This window comes from Asaia sp. A2 (assembly GCF_057319415.1).
The window spans coordinates 68025-85914 of record NZ_JBXWTO010000009.1; the positions used below are offsets into that span (position 1 = coordinate 68025).

The window sequence follows — 17890 nt, forward strand, 5'->3', positions numbered from 1 at the left end:
CCGGCCGCCCCTTATTCGTTGTTTTTTCACTTGCATCTACAGCCCGCCTCGCCGACATGCGGAGCATGCCATACGCTGTGAAGGAAATGTTTGCGACACTGCAGGGAGAAGGGGCTCATACAGGGCGCGCCTCCGTGTTCTGCCGTTTTACCGGATGCAATCTCTGGTCGGGTCGCGAGGAAGATCGTCACAAGGCGGCCTGTCAGTTCTGTGATACCGATTTCATCGGAACGGATGGCGAAGGCGGCGGGCGTTTCGCAACAGCCGACGCTCTGGTTGAGGCCCTTGTGCGATGCTGGCAGAGCGAAGCTGGCGATCAGGCAGGACGTTATGTCGTGTTCACAGGCGGCGAACCGCTCTTGCAGATCGATCCCGCGCTGATCGCTGCTGTCAAAGCCGCAGATTTTGAAATCGCAATCGAGAGCAATGGCACGATCAACGCCCCGCAGGGGATCGACTGGATCTGTGTGAGTCCGAAGCCGTCCAGCACTGTCACACAACAGACCGGCCAGGAACTCAAACTGGTCTTTCCGCAGGAAAGCTTGCCCCCCGAGCTGTTTGAGGGTTGGGATTTCGAGCATTTCTGGCTGCAGCCCATGGACGGGCCGGATCGCATCGCCAATACCGCCAAGGCCGTCGCCTACTGCCTGAAGCACCCGCGCTGGCGTCTGTCCCTGCAAACCCACAAGCTGATCGGGATTCCCTGATGCTCTCTGATGACACGGCCATCGTCCTTTTCTCAGGTGGGCAGGATTCGGCAACCTGTCTTGCCTGGGCGCTCGACCGCTTTGCCCATGTCGAGACTCTCGGTTTCGCCTACGGCCAGCGTCATGCGATCGAGCTGGAATGCCGCGATACCTTGCGCGATGCCATGATGCGCCAGAACCCGCAATGGCGTGAGCGTCTTGGACCGGACCATACGCTCGATCTCTCGGTGCTGGGGCAGATTTCGGAAACGGCCCTGACGCGCGAAGCGGCAATCGAGATGAACGAGAACGGCCTGCCCTCGACCTTCGTGCCGGGGCGCAATCTGCTCTTCCTGAGTTTTGCCGCAACACTTGGCGTCCGGCGCAACGCACGACACATCGTAACAGGCGTGTGCGAAACCGACTACTCCGGTTATCCTGATTGCCGTGACGATACCATCAAGGCCCTTCAGGTCGCGCTCAATCTGGGTATGGAAACACGCTTTGTGCTGCATACGCCTCTGATGTGGCTCGACAAGGCGGAAACCTGGCGTCTGGCCGAGCGTATCGGAGGTGACGGGCTGGTGGCGCTCATCAATCGTGAGAGTCATAGTTGCTATATGGGCGACCGCGCCCATCTGCATGACTGGGGCTATGGCTGCGGCACCTGCCCCGCCTGCGAGCTCCGTGCCAAGGGATGGGCCAGTTATGTCAGCGCTTGAACTAAGCTTCACGCGGCGGTTCAGTATGGGGCACCGGCTGATCGCCGGCAGCTCCGAGCGCTGTGCGATCCCCCATGGCCACAATGAATTCGTAACCGTCACGTTGCAGGCTCGATCACCTGCGCGATTGGACGGCGCGTGGAACATGGTTGTCCCGTTCGCCGATGCCAAACGGCGATGGCATGATTTTGTAGATACGCGCCTGGATCACGCTTTTCAGATTTCTTCGTCGGACCCACTGCTAGGCTGGTTTCTGGCCAACGAACCCGCGCGTGCGGACCGGCTCGTCGTGACACCGGGAGATCCAACGACGGAGATGATGGCCGCTCTGCTCTACGCAAAGCTGCAAGCCTTCCTCCGGGCTGATGGTGACGTCCTGTGCTGCACCAGCCTGTCACTCGAGGAAACACCGACAAATACGGTTTGCCTCACGGGTGGACCGGAGCCTTATCTGCCGCTGACCGAGGGATCTCCTGAATCCCATTGGTGGCACCGCGCCGACAACGCAATTTCGGACCTTCCGGCGCAGGGCTGACGACCTTGCCGACAAAAGACGCTTCATCTGGCAAAAACGACCTGATCTGACGCGCGATCAGGCCCTACGTTCCTGAGCAGGCAGATGCGAAACGACCATTGCTCAGTCAGATCCAGGTTCTCAGTGTGTCTGGGACCATTCTTGACCAAACAACTGTACATGGACGCGAAAAGCACCATGATCATCAGACTTGATGTCACGCGGCGTTGCTGTTCCCAGTTTGGCCGGCTCACTGGCAGCGGGCAGTTCAGTCTGGGACAGGGCTGGTATCTTGCTCATGACCATCTCCTTTATCGGAACGACAACAAGGGAATATGGCGTCAATCTGGCATGGCCATGAAAGAATGGGGCATGAGCCCGCCGATTTTTCCCCGTGGCTGATCAACATCTGACCCCAAAGACAGTTTTGATACCAGGATGAGTGCCGATACTTATTTTGCTCAGATCATTTCAAACAGCCGGCAGACAGTTCCAGAGGGACTCGCACTCGACCGGAAAAACGGGTCTAAAAAGAAGTATGAGACTGCGCGTCATTGATCTGGAAACGTCCGGAGCTCACCCCCTCGCCTCTGAAGTCATCGAATTCGGCTCGGTTGACCTCGTGCTGGAAAATGATGTGTGGCGGATTGAACCTGTCCACACGCAGCTCTTCAGGCCCCGCGCCCCGCTGACGCCAGAGACACAGGCCGTTCACCACCTGATGGACGAGGATTTTTCTGATGAACTGCCCGAGGCCACACCGCAAACCCTCAGCGCTCTGGTGCAGCGCGATCCCGTGCCGCATATGCTCTGCGCCCATCATATCGCCTTCGAGCGACATTTCCTGACCGATACGATCACACAGGGGCTACCCTGGCTCTGTACGTTGCGTATTGCACAGAAACTCTGGCCGGACGCCCCGCGCCATACGAACCAGATCCTGCGTTACTGGCTCAAGCTCGATCTGGATCGGGCAAGCGCCTCACCCGCGCACCGGGCAGGGCCCGATGCCTATGTAACTGCCCATATCCTGCAACGGCAGCTTGCCCTGGGTAATCCTGAAGCCCTGTTGAAACTGACGCAGGCACGCCATATCCGCCGCGGTGCCGCGTTACGGGCAGGACGGGACATGCAACGTCAGGAACAGCTTTTCACCTGAGAGAGAGCCCGAGCCTGCTTTGTCAGGCAACGATACCATATCGGGCTGTGGCCTTGATGGTCAGACCAAGCACACCCGGCACGCCGGGCCTGCGCATTCCAAGGGGTAATCTGGCGTTCCCACTGGTCCAGCGCATCGGCACGCCTTCCAACCCGTTCCACCCTTCCAGGGAAGCGTCGTTGAGATGGGTATCAATCTGCATCGCGCCGCAGCCATCCCACAAATGAACATCCCCAACCAGCACACCAAGATGGCGCCTGTCATCAACAAATGGGCCCTCAGCCATATCGGGGCGCGCAGCACGTGAGCGTATGTGCACTTCCTCTAGCTCCGAAGGAATCTGGAAAATTACCATATCATACACATGCCTGCTTGGCCGGATGACCTGTCCGTCATTACCCAGAAGATGCAGGTCGGCGTCTTCCTGAGTGCTTGTGGCAATGCTGTCCAAGGCTTCAGCAACCGGACAGCCTGCACGAATGGCCAGAGAACGATGCAGCGGCTCCACGAAGCCACGATCCACCCGGAGGGGCGCTACCCGCTTGGGTACGTCGGATACAACACCTGAGCTCGTGGTGCCCAATCTGCCAACATCTATCGGCCCAGCAGAAACCGGCATTCCCAAAGGCGTCAGATTACTGATCTCACCATCATCAAGAAGGGTTTCTGTCAGCATATTGTTCGACCAGACGATTGCATGATCCTCAGTGCGCAAGTGATAGATCATGAAACGCGTCTGGCTGCGGTCATAGATGATGCTGTTACCATTGACCAGCATGCGAGCGGGCACCAAAGCCCCGTTTACATAGATGCAATGCTCTGGGGTGATGAAGAGATCACGATCGGGAACCGAGGCGCTGATTGCCCCGGCGCTGAACCTGACGGGATACCCTGCCACATCATCGGTCTGGCTCGGGTCAACGATAATCTCGGCCGACCCCATCCATGCGATCCGGCGTATACCAGGCCCGGCTGCGCCATGTATCAGGACCAAATCGCCTGCACGCAAGGCCTCTACTGGCCTTTCCCCAGCAGGCGTGCGAATCATGGTGCCAGCAAGAAAGCACTTGTCATAGACAAGCTCGGTACTGCCGTCACGATCAGCCTGCAGATGGAAGTCACCGGCCTTGTAGGAACCTGTCAGCGCCATGGACCAGCTCGATCCGTCCGGAAGAGTCACGGTCAGGACACCGTTACTGACCGTGATTTTACCGCCTGGCTTGTAGGACAGTCCCTCGATATCGATGCGTCCGCGCCAGCCGACGCTCAGATTGGTCAGCACTGCACCGGGTGACACCGTCAGCATTCCAGCCGCGCCTGTGCTGGATGTCGCGCCTGCAAGGACCAGACCAGCAACAGTCGCGCCTGATGCGACAATCATGGAGCCACCAGCCGAAACGACGGCTCTGCGCACCGTGGCACCGGATGACACGCTCTGCGTCCCTCCTGACAGGATGGTCACGCCACTTATGACGCCACCCGAAAGCAGGTTCCCGGACCCGCCTGAACCAATCGTTGCACCACTGACGACACCGCCGGACGAAACAACTGCCAGGCCATGTGCGGCAACAATCTGGTTTATCACCAGCCCGCCAGAGCGCGTCAGACCCGTACCGCCGCTTCCGATGGTCAATCCACTGATCGTACCCCCGCTTCCCGCAACAACCGTTCCTCCGGCCGAGACAACCGAACCGGACGCCAGACCGCCCTGCACGAGTTGGACACCCGCGCTGAAGATACCGTTGATCGCCGTAGCACCGGACGACACAACCTGCGTCCCGCCGAAGATGCTCCCTATATCCGTGCCGCCACTGGTCAGTTGCTCGGTTGACCCAACCTCGAAAGTTCCGCCGGAGATAACCCCGGACCCGACAAAGCTCTGCCCCTTCACCGTAAAGCCACCCCCAACGATAGCCTGCCCGCCATCGAGCACATGAGGGGCAATGGCGCTGGCCTGCGCGGTGTTGTAGCCTGAGAGATTACCGACAGCGAGACCTGCTTGAGAGGTAATGGTCGCGCTGATGACGACACCCTGGTTGAGCGCAGCGAATGACCCGCTTTCATAGGCCGTACCACCATAGGTCGTCCCATTGGCCGCTGCGGCAATGACACCGCCAGATAGTGCGCTCGCCGCCATGATGGTGCCACCTGAGGCAAGATCGAGCGCCGGGTTATTTGTGCCACCATTGAAACCGTAAACGAGGTCGCCCGACGTAACCCGCCCACCTGTCACATAGTTGGTCGATCCATGGGTGATCGTTGCACCACGCGTCGTACGGCGAATGGACAAGGCGAATCCTTAACGATAAATAACGCTAATTGATTAAATGCACTCAGGATGTGAGTGGTCAGCCTGAGATTTAACGATAACGGATTCGTGATATAGGTTGCGTCTGCGCGTTACAAGAAATTTCGTACTGCAACAGTCCATTTGTGATTTTTCGAATTGAAGATATTCTCTCTAAAAAATATCGAAATATAAATTAATTTGTTCATTTATATAATAAATTTCATGCTAATTATTTCATAAAAAGCGTAATTTTATAATAGTGCTTCTTATTGTGCCTTATATAGCACGTCTACTTTCCATGTATTCGTACCCTGGCCTGACAGGCGATCAGGCGTAGAATCCGGCGTCTGATCAACCCGCTGAAGGGACGAATGACAGCCCAGTAGCGGGCCATCTTCCGGCGCTCTGCAGCATCAGGGCATGAAATGACGGTTCGGGTCACAAGCAGCGTCAGATCGTGTGTATGAGGGCGCGCCTCGAATTCAAGCAGGAGGCGTGTGCGGTGACCATCCCGATGCCAGGCCTCGCAGGCCTGTGCCCCTGTACAGGACAGGCCGTAATCAGCGCGCCAGAATTGCCCGCTCAGCCCGTAGCGCAGAAGACGATTTCCCTCCCTGCCTAGGAAGACAAAGCTCTTCATGCTGAAACGATGCGCGTGCTTTCCCTTGAGTACCCTGCCAGGCAGATCACGCAGGCCGAGACACATCCTGATCAACCAGTCCTGATCAATCTCAAAATTCTCGACGGCATCAAGACAGGTCCCGGCATCCGCCCTGATCATACGCTCATGGGCCTCGTGAAAATCCACATGATTCAGCCCATAGGCCGTTATATTTCCAGAGCGGAGCCGAGGATCTCGCCGCAATGTCATCGGTTTCTTCTCTCATCATGCGGGCCTGCACCGATGAAGCGCAGTATGATCCTCGCCGACAACAACCGGAACATAAATCCGGAAGGCAGGGGAATCATGCGCCGTCTCGAAAACACAACCGCCGTCATCACCGGGGCGGCCCGCGGCATCGGACGCGCCATCGCCCGGCATTTTCGTGACGAAGGCTGCACGGTGATCATGACCGATATGGACCGTGAAAACGGGGAAGAAGCTGCCAAGGCCCTGTCATGTCGTTTCATCCCCCTGGATGTGCGGCGCGAAGCTGACTGGCTCGCGCTCGAGGCTCTTTGTCCCGCACCCGATGTCGTTGTGAATAATGCGGGAATCACCGGCTTTGAACAGGGCATGATCGCGCATGACCCTGAACACGCTTCTCTTGCCGACTGGCATGCCGTCCATGCCACCAATCTGGATGGCACCTTTCTGGGGTGTCGCTACGCGCTGCGCCAGATGGGCGGCAGGGGCACAGGCTCGATCATCAATATTTCATCGCGCTCCGGACTTGTCGGGATACCGGCCGCTGCGGCCTATGCCTCGTCCAAGGCTGCCATACGCAACCACACCAAGACGGTCGCACTCTATGCCGCGCAGAAAGGCTGGACGATACGCTGCAACTCCGTACACCCGGCCGCCATCCTGACCCCGATATGGGATGCAATGCTCGGAGATGGTCCTGACCGCGAAACACGTATGGCAGCGCTGGTTGCCGATACGCCACTCAAGCGCTTCGGAACGGTCGATGAGGTGGCCTCACTCTGTGTCATGCTGGCTTCCGATGTATCAGGCTACATAACGGGGTCGGAATTCTCGATCGATGGCGGTCTGCTTGCAGGCTCTGCCGCCCAGCCAGGCTAGACGCCTCAGAACGTCCAGACCAGATCGCAGGAAAACCACAGCATGGTCGCGTCGCCATTCCGCACGATCGGATCGGTGATCGGCGCTTCACGGTTGAAGGGCCTTGTTCCATTCAGACTGTGATCGACGCGCAATTCCGGCCTCACGACAAGCTTTCCAAACCCTGGATGCCGCTTGATGAAGCCGGGTTCGTAACACAGGCCCAAAGTCAGATCGCCATAGGTTGTGGGCGGCGCGGCATGGAAGGGATAAAGCGGGTTGCGAAGCTGCTTGCCGAATGACGTCGTACCCGGATAGGCCGCAATCAGCACACCCGTATTATCCCTGAAAACCTCACCACGCAGATTGAGCCGCCATTGCGGGTTGATATCCCACGCCAGATAGGCGGTGCTGCCATACAGATTGTCATCAGGCACCTCGTCATGCAGCCATGTCGAGCCAAAAGTGAGCGAAACCGATTTGCTCAAATGATAACCAAGCAGCAGATCAACATTATACTGCATCCTGTGGGCTGCCTGATCGCCAATACCGGCGCTCACCCAGCCTTCGGGCGAGATACGCGGGTCACCATCATGGCCCTGCGGCCCGAAGCGACCGATAAGATGTCCCTCCAGCCGACCCTTGAGCAGATGGCTGAACGAGATGCCCAGATAACCCTTGGGGCGGTTGTTATTGCTGGCCTGACCGAAGGTCGTGGAGTTTCCCGCGTCGATTCCGATGATCGCATCGACATACCGGCTGACATGGCCACTGGCGATGATACCGACAGTCTGGAAGGGTACGATGAAATCGGACGTATAATTAAAGCTATAGAACGGCCGCGACAGGGCAGCCGTCCCCTCGGTGCCCATAAGGCCATAGGATTGTCCGATCTGGAAATCGACGCCTCGGCCGAAAAGCCAGGGCGTGTGCAGATCAACATGCGCCTGCGTAGGTGCCCATTGGTACATCCCGCTCAAAGCCCGGTCACCCATACCGATGGTGACGTCGAAGCGTGAGTCCGAGCCATACATGGCTTCAGCCACGAACCCGATCCCGTAACCGCCACCGATATCGGCGATATCTCGTGAGACTGACCCCAGAATCTGGTTCAGAGTGAGTGTATTGGCTCGATCGAGATAGAACTGGCCGAAATTACGCGCCGAGCGAGTGGCAGGGTTCGCAGCGATACCGCCTTCCACCGTCATGTGCACGCGAACACCATCCCAGTAGTTTTCATGTGCTTTTGGGCGCACCCCGGTCCGCGCACGAAGCGCCCGGGGCGTATCACGCAAGCGGGTAACTGGCCGCTCGATATCTGCCCTGCCCTGCCTTGAGACAACGGGAGGGGGCGTTTGCTCAGATGGCTGGATTTCCGTCTGTGCCATCGCGTAAGCCTGCTGCGCCCTGCCCGCCGATACGAGAAACACAACAGTCATGACACGAAGGGCTTGGCACGTGTTCAGGAGCAGGATCTCTCTGGGGTCGGCATGGAAAAAATCGCAACAGCCAGAGCACTTTGCGTGATGAAGAACTCACATTCACGTGACTTATCATTGCTGCCTTATGAAGGCGGTCCTGACGGAGCCGCGCCAGGGTCATGAGCAAACTGCCTATCGCCCTTGCCCTTGCCCTTGCCCTTGCCCTTGCCCTCACCGTCCAGATATCAGCCAGCGCCACCAGGAACGCTCACCCATATTCCCGTGTCCTGCCCTATGTTCTAGACAGGCCGGACCAGCCCATGATCAAGACTGGAGCGCCCGATGCGCTTTATTGAAACCTTCGACCTTCATTCCTTCACGGATTCGAGCATCAGCCTGCTCAGCGCCTTCGTGTTCGGCACCCTGATCGGTGCAGAGCGGCAGTACCGACAACGAACGGCCGGTGTGCGCACCAATGCGCTGGTGGCGCTCGGGGGCGCGGCTTTTGTCGATCTGGCGCAGCGCATTGCAGGTGATGTCGAATCACTGCGGGTTATTGCCTATGTCGTGTCAGGCATCGGCTTCCTGGGGGCCGGTGCGATCATCAAGGAAGGGGCGAATGTACGCGGCATGAATACGGCCGCCACGCTCTGGTGTTCGGCAGCGGTAGGGGCGTGCGTGGGCAGCGATATGCTGGCAGAAGGGTTCCTGCTCACTTTCTTTATCATCGCAGGCAATACCCTTCTGAGACCGATCGTGAGGGCGATCGATCGTATTCCTTTGCAGGCCAAGACCATGGAGACGGGCTACGCCCTGCGCATCGTCACCTGCGCGCTCGACATCCAGACGATGACGGCCCTGATCAAGGAACGTCTGGAAGAAGCCGATTATACGATCGGCAAGCTGGCGCTCAGCGACGAGAAAGACGATCAGACTGCCATCGCCATTGCCCTCATGGTGTCGTCAAACGGCCCCGCCGCGCTGGAACAGCTTGTCGCCAGTCTGATGACTGACAGCCGTGTCACAGCCGCGTCGTGGTCGCTCAACACCGATAACTGAGCGACCACGAGGAGATAAAAACGCCAGAACAGGCAAATTCACACGGCTGTAAGCGGTCCAGCCCGTGACGTTCTCAGGGTGCCGGGGATGGCAGGGTGATCTTGACCACGAGCCAGGGGCGCTGCTCCTGGTTTACCCCATTATGAAAAGCAGGCTGACGCGACCATTGACCGATCGTCGCATAAAGCGCGTTGCCCTGATAGGCCAGACCATCAGGGGCGATCAGTCTCGGGTCATGGGCAACAACCGAGATCGTGCCATCCGGCGCCCGTTGCAGAATACCATGACGCTCGATATCGGTCAGGAAAAGGCGCCCATCAGGGGCGGTGGCCATGCCATCACCCATGCCCGCCTCGCCCTCGTCCTTCACACTGAACTCGATTTCGGTTTCGGTCGCCCGTGGGTCTGCCAGAACGGCTGTCGGGGCTGAATAGAGTTCACGGCTGGTCAGGGGCTGCCAGAAAAGCGTCTGCTGATCGGCACTGAGCCCGATCCCGTTGGCACCTGCCTGGGCCATTGTCGGCTTGTCCGGATTGTAGCGCGAGGCCTTGCCATCGAGCACGGCCATGAAACCATGACGGGGCATGACCGGCTCTGTATCAGCCAGAAGGCGACGCTGATGGCCGGTGGCGATATCGACCACGATCAGCGCGGGATGCACGGTCAGGGAAGAATCGGTGATGAATGCCGTCCCCCGATCGCCATGCGTCAGATCGATGCGAACATCGTTGGGATGGCTGTCAGACCGCAAGGCAGGCGCCGTGAGCGCGATCTCTTCCACAATCCGTCCCGCCACCGGGTCGATATGAAAAAGACGCGCGGCCCCCGGCACAGTGCCCTTCTCTGCCAGAATACCCTCATCCAGCACCCAGAGCTGCCCACTGGCATCGACGGTCATGCCCAGTGGCGACACAAAGCGCCCCTGACTTTCGGCGTCGGGAAAAGGCGTGAGCTTGCCGTGACTGTAAAGTGCAAGACGGGGACCATCATGATCATGCAGGCTACGGGGAAAACCCAGCACCATGCGATGGTCGGACAGCATGGCGATACCGGAGGGCTGCGCATCCTGAAACCGGCCGATGACGGTCACATTGCCGCTGGGCTTGTAGCCGGCGTCAATACTGTCCGCAGGCGCATCACCCATGCCGGTCATGTCCGGCATGGAAGTATCGTCAGCCCCGTTTGAAGGCGGCGCGACGAGCGTGGCTGCGAGAGACAACGCAAGGGTACACAGGGTCAGACGTATCTTCATATTCCCTCTTCCTGTCCGTCATCAAGGCGATCAGGGCTCGCGCGTCAAACCACAACAGCGTGACGTTCAGCCCTTGAGCAAGGACATGATCTCGGCACGTAACGCCGCATCACGCTGCCAGGTGCCACGCACAACTGTCGTTACCGTACGACTGCCGACATTGCGTATGCCGCGCATGGCCATGCACATGTGCTCGGCCTCGACCAGCACCATGACAGCCTTGGGTTCGAGAACCTCGATGATGGACGCGGCAATCTGGTCTGTCAGGCGCTCCTGCAACTGGGGGCGGCGGGCCAGAACATTGACTGTACGCGCAATCTTGCTCAGCCCGGTCAGGCGTCCGCCCTCAGGCAGATAGGCCACATGAGCCTTGCCGAAAAACGGCAGGAGATGGTGCTCGCACATCGAATGAAAGCCGATATCGCGCACGATAACCGCCCCTTCATGCTGGTCCGCCAGAAACTGCTTGTGCAGATGGTCGCGCGGGTCCTCGTGCAGGCCACCCAGCACGTCCAGATACATGCGCGCCACACGACCCGGCGTCTCAAACAGCCCTTCCCGGTCAGGGTCCTCGCCCAGAGCCTGAAGAATTTCGCGCACGGCGCCGGCGATGCGCGTCTCGGCATCCTCGGGTTTCGCAATCGGTGCGATGGGGCGCTCGCCACCCTGCCCCTTGTGGCGGGCGGCATCCAGCGCCACGAGATCGGCAGTCGGTTTGGTCATTTCTGGTCCTCGGCAATGCAAGACGGGTCTTCCGCGCAGGGGACAACGTCATCAGCCTCGCGGGGGAGCCTGTCCAACATGTCCGAAACCGAAAGTCCACTGATTTTCTGTTCCGATGCGATTTCTGCAAGGGGAACGAGCACAAAAGCCCGCTGGGCAATGCCGGGATGCGGCAGGGTCAGAACGGGATTGCTGATTTCCTGCGTCCCCAGATAAAGCAGATCGACATCCATCGCGCGCTGCCCCCAGCGCACCGAAGGCACCCGCCCGAGACGGCTCTCGATATCCTTGCAGACTAGCAAAAGCGCCATCGCATCGAGACTGCTGCGACCCGTGACACAGAGATTATAGAAATCGGGCTGCTCAACCCCACCCCATGGCGCTGTACGATAGAGGCCTGACACCGCAGTGATTTCAAGACCCGGCGTGAGGCCAAGCCATGTGACCGCCAGCGCGAGCGCACTCTGCCGATCCCCCATATTGCAACCAAGCGAAAATCCGACCGGCAGGGTTCGCTCTCTGGTTGTCTCGACACTCACCATGCCGAACGGATGGGCGATGGGTGCGCCAGGCTTGCTGACCCGTACGGTCAGGTGCGCAATGGTGGGGAAATGCGCCAGCAGATCCTGTGCGATGCGGTCGGCCAGCGTCTCGATCAGCTGCACCGGCTCACCACCGGCAAGCGCCACCACATGATCGCAAAGCTCCGCATAACAGACTGCGTGACGATAATCGTCGTTGGCAGTGGCCTGGGCGGTATCGGCCGTAACAACCAGGTCGATCAGGAATTTCTGCCCGAGCCGTGTTTCTTCAGGCAGTACGCCGTGCCGGGCAAAGACCTGTATGCCGTCAAGGCGAATGACCGACTGGGTCATGACAGGGGGGACCTCTCGGGTTGCGGGCGGAAGGTGCCCAGCATTGTAGCAATACGCACCGCGTCGACATGCGGGGCTACATCATGAACACGCAAAATAGCCGCGCCCTGTGCCAGACCACCAAGATTGGCGGCCAGGGTACCCGCCAGCCGCTCATTCACGTCGCGGCCAAGCAGGCGACCGAACAGCGATTTGCGCGACAGGCCCAGCAGCACCGGCACACCATATGTCTCACGCAGGAAACCGATCAGCCGGATACTTTCGAGATTTTGCGGGTCTGTCTTGCCAAACCCGACACCGGGGTCGAACACGATGTGCTCGCGCCTGATGCCAGCACGAAGCGCCTGCGTCAGGATGGCATCGAAACAGCGCCGGAATTCGTCACGCAGGTCCAGTCCGGGGTCAATGGTCTCGCGATTATGCATCAGCACGACCACAGCCCCGGTTTCCGCCATCACCGAGGCCATGGCGGGGTCGCGCTGCATGCCCCATACGTCGTTGATCATGACCGCCCCGGCGCGCACGGCTTCACGCGCCACACTGGCCTTATAGGTGTCGATGGACAGGAAACAGGGTTGGTCGCGCAGCGCCAGCATGACAGGGCGTGTGCGCATGATCTCTTCAGATGCAGGGACAAAAGCCGCGCCGGGCCGTGTGGATTCACCCCCGATATCGATCAGGGCCGCCCCTTCGGCAATCAGCTGGCGCGCATGGTCGATGGCCAGGTCCGGGGCGTTATGCAACCCGCCATCGGAGAACGAGTCAGGCGTCGCATTGACGATACCCATGATCAGCGGTTCATGCGCCTCATGCGCACCCCATATCGCGGCTTTGAGCGCATCGCGCCTGTCCTGCCACTGGGCCTTGTGAACCGCGGAGCCGACCGCTTCCATAACATCCATTCATGTCGGGACTGAGGGAACCACGCTCTTAGAGTATGGGAGCGGGCAGGTCCAGAAAAACGAACCGGCCCCTTCGCCCGCTGTTCTATCCTGCAAGAAGGAGACGCATCATGGCCAACGACCAGTTCGACACCCCCGTATTCGATGGGGAAGACAACAAGCATCACAGCGCCCGCGCTCTTGCAGAGGCCGCCCTGCGCGCCGAGGAGGAAGGCGAACAGGAAAAAGCGGAGCAGCTTTTCCGTCAGGCAGAAGCCGCTGATCCATCAGCGCTCGAGAGCGTCCTGCTTGAACGACGCAGCGAGCATCCCGGCTTCAGCCCGCAGCCAGCCTCGAAGGATGAGGAAGTTGCTGCCATGAGCCGCACCGTCGAACCCAAGCGTCATGCCCCGCCCCCGGAGGCCATGGACGAAAACTACTGATCACGTAACGCAGGTCAGAACGAGACAGGGCCGGTCGGGTATCATCCTGACCGGCCCTGTCCGCATAAATTACGCCACTGATGGGCCCTGTCATGACAGGGTCCTACCATGACAGGACCCCTGGCAACCCTGGAAACTGGTTTCAGGTGATGGCGTGGATCCAGCCATGCGCATCATTGGTCTTGCCGGCCTGAATGTCGGTCAAGGCTTTCTTGATCGCAAGCGAGACCTCACCCGGCGTCTTGCCGTCGCCAAAGACAGCCTCGCCACCCGTGCGACGCAGGGCGCCGATCGGGCTGATGACGGCAGCCGTTCCGCAGGCAAAGGCCTCCTTGTAGCGGCCAGAAGCGGCACCGGCGAAAATCTCGTCGATCTCAAGCGGGGTCTGCTCGATTTTCAGACCGCGATCCTTCGCAAGCTGCAGGATGGCATCGCGCGTAATGCCTGGCAGGATGGTGCCCGTCAGCGGAGGCGTGACCAGTGTGTTGTCATCGCGCAGGAACATGACATTCATGCCCCCCATCTCCTCGACGAAACGCTGCTCGCGGCTATCGAGGAACAGCACCTGATCGCAGCCATGCGTTTTGGAATCGCGCTGGGCCACAAGGCTTGCAGCGTAATTGCCACCACACTTGGCAGCCCCCGTGCCACCCGGTGCGGCACGCGTGTAATCTTCCGACACCCATACGGAAACGCAGCCGGAACCGAAATAGGCGCCCACAGGACAGGCAATGACGATGAACAGATATTCGGATGCAGGCTTGACGCCAAGGAACACTTCCGTCGCGATCATGAAAGGTCGCAGATAGAGGCTTTTGCCCTCACCGGTCGGCACCCAGTCCTGATCGATCTTCACGAGCTCATCGACGGCCTGCATAAAAATTTCCTGCGGCAGGTCGGCCATGGCCATACGCTCTGCCGAAGCCCTGAAGCGCCTGGCATTCTCCTCGGGACGGAACGTCGCAATACCCCCCCCTTCGGTGCGGTAAGCCTTCATCCCCTCGAAAATTTCCTGCGCATAATGCAGGACCGAAGCCGCCGGATCGAGGGTGAGCGGCTTGCGCGCGGTGATGCGCGCATCGTGCCAGCCGCGGCCCTCGGTGTATTTCACAATGGCCATATGGTCGGTGAAGACACGTCCGAAAGCGGGATTGGCAATAAGATCCGCACGGTGATCCGCAGGAGTCGGATTGCTGGTGGGCTCGATGGTGAAATGCAGGGCTGCGCTCTCGGAAACCATGGTCTGATCCATTTTCGTGTCAACAGTCAGCGCACTCTATCCCGTTCGCTGCATCTTGACACCCTTTGATAGGGAGAGAGAAGAACAGCCCCTTGTCTGACGCTTTCGTGAGCCTTTCCTGCCACCCGGCAAGGTGCCGAGCCGTGCTGGCGGAAACTCACCGAGCGCATCAGGCAAACGGACCATAGACAGGCCTGTGACAGAGGCTGATGAGCAGAAGGGCGTATCATGAGCGCATCGACCCCCATCCGGACCCTCACCCCCCAGGCCGTGAAAGCGCAAAAAGGTGGCGCGCCCCTTGTGTGCCTTACCGCCTATACGACACCGGTGGCGCGCCTTGCCGATGCGGCCTGCGATATCGTTCTGGTGGGCGACAGCGTTGGTATGGTCCTGCATGGCCTGCCCTCCACGCTGGGTGTCACCCTGGAAATGATGATCCTGCACGGCCAGGCCGTCATGCGCGGCATCACGCGTGCCTTGTGCGTGGTCGACATGCCCTTTGGCTCGTATGAGGAAAGCCCGGCCCAGGCCTTTCGCAATGCGTCGCGCCTGCTCGCCCAGACCGGCGCGAGCGCGGTCAAGCTCGAAGGCGGCGTGCATATGAAAGAGACAATTGCCTTTCTGGTGGCGCGCGGCATTCCGGTCATGGGCCATGTGGGACTTACCCCGCAGGCCGTGCATGCTCTGGGCGGCTACAAGGTTCAGGGCCGCGATGAGGATGCACAGCGCGTCATGGGCGATGCCCAGGCTGTGCAGGAGGCAGGCGCTTTTGCCGTCGTGCTCGAAAAACTGCCTCGCATGCTCGGTGAATCCATCACGCAGGCTCTGACGATCCCGACGATCGGTATTGGCGCCGGGCCTGAATGTGACGGCCAGATCCTTGTCATTGACGACATGCTCGGGCTTTTTGCCGATTTCAAACCGAAATTCGTCAAGCGTTATGCCCATCTTGCCGAGCAGGCCGAACAGGCTCTCGCCGCCTATGCGCAGGACGTTCGGGCGCGCGCCTTTCCGGGGGCCGAGCACAGCTTTGGAGAGCGCTCATGATCATTCGCGATATCGCGACACTGCGCCAGACCGCCCGGCGCTGGAAAGAGGCGGGAGAAATGACAGGGCTCGTCCCCACGATGGGCGCCCTGCATGAAGGCCATCTGAGCCTCGTCAAACAGGCGCGCAAGCAAGCCGCCCGGGTCATCGTCTCGATTTTCGTCAACCCGACGCAGTTCAACAATCCGGCGGATCTCGCCACCTATCCCCGTACGGAGGAGGCCGATATCGCCCTTCTGGGCGATGCGGACGCGATTTTCATCCCCTCGGTCGACACCATGTATCCGGCGGGGTTCAACAGCCGTGTGCAGGTCATGACCATGACGGAAATGCTGGAGGGCGCCCACAGGCCAGGCCATTTCGATGGCATGGCGACCGTGGTGACAAAGCTCTTCGGCATCACGCAGGCGGATATCGCGTTTTTCGGTGAAAAGGACTGGCAGCAGCTTCAGATCATCCGCCGGTTCGTTCAGGATCTGAATATACCGATCGACATTGTGGCGTGCCCGACCCTGCGTGAAGCCGATGGTCTGGCAATGTCCTCGCGCAATCGTCGGCTGTCCCCGCAAGCGCGTGCCATTGCTCCGAAACTCCATGACACGCTGCAGGAGGCTGCGGCGCAGTTGAGGGCAGGTGCCCCTGTGACCGAGGCACTGGCTCAGGCCAGGGCAAGGCTTGCCCGGTCCGGTTTTCAGTCAATTGATTATCTCGCCTGCTGCAAGGCGGAGAGCCTGACTTCGATCAGCGATGTATTCGCAACAAAATATGACCAGGGATCGCTTCGATTACTGGTAGCCGCCGCTCTCGATTCTGTGCGCCTTATTGACAATATCGTTATTTAGTTCTGCGGCGGGGCCGTGCCATGATACCCGCATATTGAGGCGCGACCGGTTTGTCGGGCCTCCGGTGCCCTCCTGCCGGAAGGCACCGATGCACAAGAAGGTATGCAAGCATGTCGCTTCCGCTACAGGACAAGGTCGCCGCCGTTACGGGTGGTGCTTCCGGCATCGGTCTGGAATGCGTTCGTCATCTCATCAAGGCCGGCGCTATCGTCTATGTCCTCGACCGCGACAAGGCGGCCATGGAAAAGGCCCGCGACGAGCTCGGTGAAAAGCTGCACGGCGTCGAGGTCGACCTCTTCCGTCATGCCAGCATCCAGCAGGCCGTTGATACCGTACTGACCGAGCAGGGCCGCCTGGACATCATGTTCGCCAATGCTGGCTCCTATGTCGGTGGCAACGCCTGGGAAGGCGACCCGGATGTGTGGGACCGTATGCTGAACCTCAACATCAATGCGGCATTCCACTCGGCGCGCGTCGCCATGGTGCCCATGATCAAGCAGGGCAGCGGCGATATCATCATTACCAGCTCCGTGGCAGGCGTGGTGCCGATCGTGGCCGAGCCGATCTATACCGGCTCCAAATATGCCGTGCAGGCTTTCACCCACACCTGCCGCCGTCAGCTCGCACCGCATGGCGTTCGCGTCGGCGCGATCCAGCCCGGCCCGGTTGTCACGCCTCTGATCAATGACTGGGACCCCGAGCGTCGCAAGGCTGCTCTCGAAGGCGGCGGCATGATGCAGCCTTCCGATGTGGCTGAAGCGCTGATCTTCATGCTGACGCGCCGTAAGGGCACGGTCGTTCGTGACCTGGTCCTGCTTCCGAACGGCTTTGACGTCTGACCCACAGACCGTCAGGCTCGTCTGAGCCTGAAAACCAAGAAACCCCTGTCTGACAGGAACAAAACCCCGCCTTGCAGGCGGGGTTTTGTTTTATAAGTGCCCCGAGAGCGCCACCCTGGGGGGTCGAGGGCGGCTATCCCTGGTTCGGATCCGTTCCACGCTGGCCTGGAG

Annotated in this window: 20 protein-coding genes; 11 read left to right on the forward strand and 9 right to left on the reverse strand. The window is 59.6% G+C overall.

Annotation, left to right across the window (positions count from 1 at the left end; translation table 11 throughout):
• The first annotated feature begins 65 nt into the window (after nt 1-65).
• The 3 genes from queE to ACWNRM_RS09385 are packed head-to-tail and all read left to right on the forward strand — an operon-like array spanning nt 66 to nt 1943.
• Nucleotides 66-707 (forward strand): 7-carboxy-7-deazaguanine synthase, encoded by a 642-nt coding sequence (gene queE, locus ACWNRM_RS09375; RefSeq protein WP_485170534.1) that lies wholly within the window; start codon nt 66-68, stop codon nt 705-707.
• Nucleotides 707-1408, forward strand: a complete 702-nt coding sequence (queC, locus tag ACWNRM_RS09380) for a 7-cyano-7-deazaguanine synthase QueC (RefSeq protein ID WP_485170535.1) — start codon at nt 707-709, stop codon at nt 1406-1408. The genes queE and queC overlap by 1 nt, the downstream gene beginning before the upstream one ends.
• Nucleotides 1395-1943, forward strand: a complete 549-nt coding sequence (locus tag ACWNRM_RS09385) for a 6-pyruvoyl trahydropterin synthase family protein (RefSeq protein ID WP_485170536.1) — start codon at nt 1395-1397, stop codon at nt 1941-1943. Before queC ends, ACWNRM_RS09385 begins: the two co-directional genes overlap by 14 nt.
• Nucleotides 1944-2063: 120 nt before the next feature.
• On the opposite strand, the gene ACWNRM_RS09390 is transcribed toward ACWNRM_RS09385, so the two are convergent.
• On the reverse strand, nt 2064-2222 hold the full coding sequence (locus ACWNRM_RS09390) for a hypothetical protein (protein WP_485170537.1): 159 nt from the start codon (nt 2220-2222) through the stop codon (nt 2064-2066).
• 238 nt (nt 2223-2460) lie between these two features.
• Between ACWNRM_RS09390 and ACWNRM_RS09395 the strand changes: the two genes are divergently transcribed.
• Entirely contained in the window at nt 2461-3081 is a 621-nt protein-coding gene (locus ACWNRM_RS09395) for a 3'-5' exonuclease (protein ID WP_485170538.1), read from the forward strand.
• A gap of 22 nt (nt 3082-3103) precedes the next feature.
• Here the strand turns inward: ACWNRM_RS09395 and ACWNRM_RS09400 are convergent, their stop codons facing one another.
• Together ACWNRM_RS09400 and ACWNRM_RS09405 are read right to left on the reverse strand one after the other, a co-directional pair.
• A complete protein-coding gene (locus ACWNRM_RS09400) occupies nt 3104-5371 on the reverse strand; it encodes a Hint domain-containing protein (protein WP_485170539.1) in 2268 nt (755 codons plus the stop codon).
• Between the two features lie 289 nt (nt 5372-5660).
• Complete coding sequence (locus tag ACWNRM_RS09405) at nt 5661-6179, reverse strand: hypothetical protein (RefSeq protein ID WP_485172197.1); 519 nt, start codon at nt 6177-6179, stop codon at nt 5661-5663.
• Between the two features lie 159 nt (nt 6180-6338).
• Here ACWNRM_RS09405 and ACWNRM_RS09410 point away from each other — a divergent pair, with 159 nt between their 5' ends.
• Complete coding sequence (locus tag ACWNRM_RS09410; protein WP_485170541.1) at nt 6339-7118, forward strand: SDR family NAD(P)-dependent oxidoreductase; 780 nt, start codon at nt 6339-6341, stop codon at nt 7116-7118.
• A 5-nt stretch (nt 7119-7123) separates the two neighbouring features.
• Here ACWNRM_RS09410 and ACWNRM_RS09415 read toward each other — a convergent pair whose 3' ends face one another.
• Nucleotides 7124-8536 carry an outer membrane beta-barrel protein gene (locus ACWNRM_RS09415; RefSeq protein ID WP_485170542.1) on the reverse strand — a complete coding sequence of 471 codons (1413 nt, stop codon included), beginning with the start codon at nt 8534-8536 and terminating at the stop codon, nt 7124-7126.
• 161 nt (nt 8537-8697) lie between these two features.
• On the opposite strand from ACWNRM_RS09415, the gene ACWNRM_RS09420 reads away from it, so the two are divergent.
• Nucleotides 8698-8874, forward strand: coding sequence for a hypothetical protein (locus ACWNRM_RS09420; RefSeq protein ID WP_485170543.1), 177 nt, complete (start codon nt 8698-8700; stop codon nt 8872-8874).
• Nucleotides 8861-9577, forward strand: a complete 717-nt coding sequence (locus tag ACWNRM_RS09425) for an MgtC/SapB family protein (RefSeq protein WP_285532922.1) — start codon at nt 8861-8863, stop codon at nt 9575-9577. The genes ACWNRM_RS09420 and ACWNRM_RS09425 overlap by 14 nt, the downstream gene beginning before the upstream one ends.
• 73 nt (nt 9578-9650) lie before the next feature.
• Here ACWNRM_RS09425 and ACWNRM_RS09430 read toward each other — a convergent pair whose 3' ends face one another.
• The 4 genes from ACWNRM_RS09430 to folP form a co-directional block, all read right to left on the reverse strand.
• Nucleotides 9651-10829, reverse strand: coding sequence for an SMP-30/gluconolactonase/LRE family protein (locus tag ACWNRM_RS09430; protein ID WP_485170544.1), 1179 nt, complete (start codon nt 10827-10829; stop codon nt 9651-9653).
• A 66-nt stretch (nt 10830-10895) separates the two neighbouring features.
• The gene (gene folE / locus ACWNRM_RS09435; RefSeq protein WP_485170545.1) at nt 10896-11552 is read right to left on the reverse strand and encodes a GTP cyclohydrolase I FolE; all 657 of its coding nucleotides are present in this window, start codon (nt 11550-11552) and stop codon (nt 10896-10898) included.
• Entirely contained in the window at nt 11549-12427 is an 879-nt protein-coding gene (folK, locus tag ACWNRM_RS09440; RefSeq protein WP_485170546.1) for a 2-amino-4-hydroxy-6-hydroxymethyldihydropteridine diphosphokinase, read from the reverse strand. Before folK ends, folE begins: the two co-directional genes overlap by 4 nt.
• A complete protein-coding gene (gene folP, locus ACWNRM_RS09445; RefSeq protein ID WP_485172198.1) occupies nt 12424-13320 on the reverse strand; it encodes a dihydropteroate synthase in 897 nt (298 codons plus the stop codon). The genes folK and folP overlap by 4 nt, the downstream gene beginning before the upstream one ends.
• A 119-nt stretch (nt 13321-13439) precedes the next feature.
• On the opposite strand from folP, the gene ACWNRM_RS09450 reads away from it, so the two are divergent.
• Nucleotides 13440-13751, forward strand: coding sequence for a hypothetical protein (locus tag ACWNRM_RS09450; RefSeq protein WP_485170548.1), 312 nt, complete (start codon nt 13440-13442; stop codon nt 13749-13751).
• 142 nt (nt 13752-13893) lie between these two features.
• On the opposite strand, the gene ACWNRM_RS09455 is transcribed toward ACWNRM_RS09450, so the two are convergent.
• Nucleotides 13894-14991 carry a branched-chain amino acid aminotransferase gene (locus tag ACWNRM_RS09455; protein WP_122048973.1) on the reverse strand — a complete coding sequence of 366 codons (1098 nt, stop codon included), beginning with the start codon at nt 14989-14991 and terminating at the stop codon, nt 13894-13896.
• Nucleotides 14992-15219: 228 nt separating this feature from the next.
• Between ACWNRM_RS09455 and panB the strand changes: the two genes are divergently transcribed.
• The 3 genes from panB (at nt 15220) to ACWNRM_RS09470 (ending at nt 17719) form a co-directional block, all read left to right on the forward strand.
• On the forward strand, nt 15220-16038 hold the full coding sequence (gene panB, locus ACWNRM_RS09460) for a 3-methyl-2-oxobutanoate hydroxymethyltransferase (RefSeq protein ID WP_485170549.1): 819 nt from the start codon (nt 15220-15222) through the stop codon (nt 16036-16038).
• Complete coding sequence (gene panC, locus ACWNRM_RS09465) at nt 16035-16880, forward strand: pantoate--beta-alanine ligase (protein WP_485170550.1); 846 nt, start codon at nt 16035-16037, stop codon at nt 16878-16880. Before panB ends, panC begins: the two co-directional genes overlap by 4 nt.
• 110 nt (nt 16881-16990) lie before the next feature.
• Nucleotides 16991-17719, forward strand: coding sequence for an SDR family oxidoreductase (locus ACWNRM_RS09470; protein ID WP_485170551.1), 729 nt, complete (start codon nt 16991-16993; stop codon nt 17717-17719).
• Nucleotides 17720-17890: the final 171 nt, after the last annotated feature.